The 3,972-nt window shown below is 68.5% G+C and carries 4 protein-coding genes and 3 tRNA genes; all 7 read right to left on the reverse strand.

Annotation, left to right across the window (positions count from 1 at the left end; translation table 11 throughout):
* Positions 1-11: 11 nt before the first annotated feature.
* Positions 12-86, reverse strand: a tRNA-Thr gene (locus AC1DY5_RS45560).
* A gap of 49 nt (positions 87-135) precedes the next feature.
* Positions 136-209: transfer RNA gene (locus AC1DY5_RS45565), tRNA-Gly, on the reverse strand.
* Positions 210-283: 74 nt separating this feature from the next.
* Positions 284-369 (reverse strand) — tRNA-Tyr (locus AC1DY5_RS45570).
* Positions 370-465: 96 nt separating this feature from the next.
* Positions 466-1,188, reverse strand: a complete 723-nt coding sequence (locus AC1DY5_RS45575; RefSeq protein ID WP_478120986.1) for a uracil-DNA glycosylase — start codon at positions 1,186-1,188, stop codon at positions 466-468.
* Positions 1,189-1,268: 80 nt separating this feature from the next.
* Positions 1,269-2,069, reverse strand: a complete 801-nt coding sequence (gene trpC / locus AC1DY5_RS45580) for an indole-3-glycerol phosphate synthase TrpC (protein ID WP_478120987.1) — start codon at positions 2,067-2,069, stop codon at positions 1,269-1,271.
* A gap of 13 nt (positions 2,070-2,082) precedes the next feature.
* Positions 2,083-3,108 (reverse strand): anthranilate phosphoribosyltransferase, encoded by a 1,026-nt coding sequence (gene trpD, locus AC1DY5_RS45585; protein WP_478120988.1) that lies wholly within the window; start codon positions 3,106-3,108, stop codon positions 2,083-2,085.
* A 68-nt stretch (positions 3,109-3,176) separates the two neighbouring features.
* Positions 3,177-3,972, reverse strand: a 796-nt coding sequence (locus AC1DY5_RS45590) for a GntG family PLP-dependent aldolase (protein WP_478120989.1), incomplete at its 5' end; no start/stop codon positions are given.

Genomic DNA, 3,972 nt, shown 5'->3' on the forward strand with positions numbered 1-3,972 from the left:
AACCCCAAAACTGGTGCCCATTGCGGGAATCGGACCCGCGACCTCTCCCTTACCAAGGGAGTGCTCTACCACTGAGCCAAATGGGCGATATCAAAATCTGCAAAAAACACTGCGCTTCGCGCCGACCTGGACTTCTGGAGCGGGAGACGGGAATCGAACCCGCGTCATTAGCTTGGAAGGCTAGGGTTCTACCATTGAACTACTCCCGCATCGTGGCACCCGCCCTTGCTCGGGAAGCACCGCAACGGTCACAGTCAAGCGCTCTGCAAAATCCATTCATCGCTGGTGGAGAGGGCTGGATTCGAACCAGCGTACTCGTAAGAGGGCAGATTTACAGTCTGCTGCCATTAACCACTCGGCCACCTCTCCGGCGAACCTCGGAATATAGCACGAGTTTCGGGGCTGGTCGATCGCAACCCGTCTACCCGGGCCGTTTTCCCGAGAGCCTTAGATTTTCGCACGAAATCAGGCGTGTTCTTGCCCGAACCCCAAGGATTCCGCTTCGCGCCAGGCGCGAGCCTGGCCGAAATGGCCGCAGCCGATGAAGGGAAGCGGAGGTCGCAAGGCCGACAACGGGGAGGGATGGTTGGCGACCAATATCTTGTGACGATTTGTATCGATCAGGGCACGCTTGCTCTGCGCATGCGCGCCCCACAGCATGAAGACGACGGGCCGCTCGCGGGCGGCCACATGACGGATCACCGCGTCGGTGAGCGCTTCCCAGCCGCGCCCCGAATGGCTGGCCGCCTGCCCCTCCTCCACCGTCAGGCAGGTGTTTAGCAACAGCACGCCGTGCGATGCCCATCGCACCAGGCTGCCGCCGGGGTTCGGAAAGGCCGGCGGGCGGGTCCCGAGGTCGCGCTCCAGCTCCTTGAAGATGTTGCGCAGCGAGGGCGGCAGCGGCACGCCCGGCGCAACCGAGAAGGCCAGCCCCTCGGCCTGGCCGCGGCCGTGGTACGGGTCCTGCCCGAGGATCACGACGCGGACCTCCTCGGGCGGCGTCAGCTCGAGCGCACGCAGCGGCCGCGGCGGGAAGATCACGGCCCCGGCGGCCAGCCGCTCGCACAGGAATCCGATCAGCTTCATGCCGACCGGGCCGGCGAAGAATTCGTCCACCAGCGGCCGCCAGCCCGGCGCGACCGGCCAGTCGGCGGGGTCCGCCGTCAACAACTGGTCCGCTGCGCTCATGGCGGCCCACGCTCGGCACTTCGTGTCCTCGCTGCCCCCCGAGGGGGCATGAGCTTGCTTGTGGCGGCCCGGCGCGGCGCTCATCGGAACAACTCGGCCAGCGCCTCGCCCGGCTCGTCGGCCCGCATGAAGGTCTCGCCGACCAGGAAGGCGTGGACGCCGGCGGCGCGCAGCCGGGCCACCTCGTCGCGCGTCGCGATGCCCGATTCGGTCACCAGCAGGCGATCGGCCGGCACCCTCGGCAGCAGATCGAGGGTGGTTTGCACCGAGACCTCGAAGGTGCGCAGGTTGCGGTTGTTGACGCCGATCAGCGGCGTGCGCAGCTTCAAGGCGCGGTCGACTTCGTCGCCGTCGTGCGCCTCGACCAGCACCGCCATGCCGAGCCCGGTGGCGATGGCCTCGTAGTCGCGCATCTGGGCATCGTCAAGGCAGGAGACGATCAGCAGGATGGCGTCGGCGCCCATCGCGCGCGACTCGTAGACCTGGTAGGGATCGACGATGAAATCCTTGCGCAGCACCGGCAGCTCGCAGGAGGCCCGCGCCTGCTTCAGGTAGTCGACGCCGCCCTGGAAGAACTGGCGGTCGGTCAGCACCGACAGGCAGGCGGCGCTGACCTGGCCGTCGCCCTCGGCGTAGCTCTGGGCGATGTCGGCCGGAATGAAATCGGCCCGCAGCACGCCCTTGCTCGGGCTGGCCTTCTTGATCTCGGCGATCACCGCGGCCGCGCCGCCGGCGATCTTGGCGCGCAGCGCGCCGACGAAGTCGCGCGTCAGCACGCGGCTCTCTGCATCGAAGCGCACCGCCTCGAGCGGGCTTCGCTTCTTGGCCGCGGCGATCTCTTCGCGCTTGACGGCGACGATCTTCTCCAGGGTGTTCGACATGCTTGATTTCTCCTCAGGCCGCCGCGGTGGCCGCGGCGAGTTCGGCCAGCTTGGCCTTGGCGGCACCTGAATCGAGCGCGGCACGCGCCCGCTCGATGCCGGCGGCGATCGATTCGCAGACGTTGGCCGCATAAAGCGCGGCGCCGGCGTTCAGCACGACGATGTCGCGCGCCGGACCGGGCTGGTTGTCCAGCACGTCGAGCAGCATCGCCTTCGATTGCTCGGGCGTCTCGACGCGCAGGCTGCGGTTGCTCGCCATCGCGAAGCCGAAGTCCTCGGGATGCAGCTCGTACTCGCGCACCTCGCCACCCTTCAGCTCGCCGATCATAGTGGCGGCGCCGAGCGAGATCTCGTCCATGCCGTCGCGGCCGTAGACCACCAGCGCATGCTCGGCGCCCAGGCGCTGCAGCGCGCGCACCTGGATACCGACCAGGTCGGGGTGGAACACGCCCATGAGGATGTTCGGCGCGCCAGCCGGATTGGTCAGCGGACCGAGGATGTTGAAGATGGTCTTGATGCCGAGCTCCTTGCGCACCGGGGCGACGTTCTTCATCGCCGGATGGTGGTTCGGCGCGAACATGAAGCCGATGCCGACGTCGGCGATGCACTTGGCGATCTGCTCGGGCTTCAGGTTGATGTTGATGCCCAGCGACTCGAGCACGTCGGCGCTGCCGGACTTGCTGCTGACGCTGCGCCCGCCGTGCTTGCTGACCTTGGCCCCGGCCGCCGCGGCGACGAACATGGTGCAGGTCGAGATGTTGAAGGTGTGGGAGCCGTCGCCGCCGGTGCCGACGATGTCGACCAGGTTCGTAGTGTCCGCCACCGGCACCTTGGTCGAGACCTCGCGCATCACCTGCGCGGCCGCGGTGATCTCGCCGATGGTTTCCTTCTTGACGCGCAGGCCGGTGATCAGCGCCGCCATCATCACGGGCGAGCATTCGCCGCTCATGATGAGGCGCACGATGTGCAGCATCTCGTCGTGGAACACCTCGCGGTGCTCGATGGTGCGCTGCAGGGCTTCCTGGGGAGTGATGGGCATGATGGTTGTCTCTCTAGTGGGTGGACGACGGTGCCGGCGGCGGATCGGACAGCGCGAGCCGGGGGGCCTCAGGCATGGAAGAAGCTCCGGATCGCGCCGATCGCGCGGTCGATGCCGGCCGCATCGACGTCCAGATGGGTGGCGAAGCGCAGCCGGTAGAGGCCGGTGGCGAGCACGCCCTGCGACTTCAGGTGCGCCAGCAGTTCGCCCGAGCGCGAGCGGGCATCGCCCGCCAGGTCGACGAACAGCAGGTTGGTCTGCGGGGCCTCGACCTGCAGTTCGGGAATGCCTGCCAGGCCTTCCGCCAGCCGGCGCGCCAGCGCGTGGTCGTCGGCGAGCCGATCGACGTGCTGCTCGAGAGCGTGCGAGGCCGCCGCCGCCAGCAGGCCGGCCTGGCGCATGCCGCCGCCGGCCATCTTGCGGATGCGGTGGGCGCGCGCGACGAAGTCGCGCGAACCACACAGCGCCGAGCCGACCGGTGCGCCCAGGCCCTTACTGAAGCAGACCGACACGCTGTCGAAGCAGCCGGCGATGCGACGCGCCTCGGCGCGCACGTCGGTGCCGAGCGCCGCCGCCTGCGCGGTTGCGGCGTTGAAGAGCCGGGCACCGTCGAGGTGGCGCGCCAGCCCCTTGCGCTGCGCGAGCTGCGTCGCCTGCTCCACGTAGGCGAACGGCAGCAGCTTGCCGCCCAGCGTGTTTTCGAGCGCCAGCAGCCGGGTGCGCGCGAAGTGGGCGTCGTCGGGCTTGATGGCGGCCTCGATCGCGTCGAGCGCCAGGCTGCCGTCGGGCTGATGGTCGAGCGGCTGAGGCTGCACGCTGCCGAACACCGCCGCGCCGCCGCCTTCCCAACGGTAGCAGTGAGCC

The sequence above is a fragment of the Variovorax sp. P4_D9 genome (assembly GCF_056401695.1).

What these genes read in the sequence shown, in the direction of transcription:
- AC1DY5_RS45575 (WP_478120986.1), bottom strand. Translation starts at nt 1,188, where the DNA reads ATGAGCGCAGCGGACCAGTTGTTGACGGCGGACCCCGCCGACTGGCCG.
- trpC (WP_478120987.1), bottom strand. Translation starts at nt 2,069, where the DNA reads ATGTCGAACACCCTGGAGAAGATCGTCGCCGTCAAGCGCGAAGAGATC.
- trpD (WP_478120988.1), bottom strand. Translation starts at nt 3,108, where the DNA reads ATGCCCATCACTCCCCAGGAAGCCCTGCAGCGCACCATCGAGCACCGC.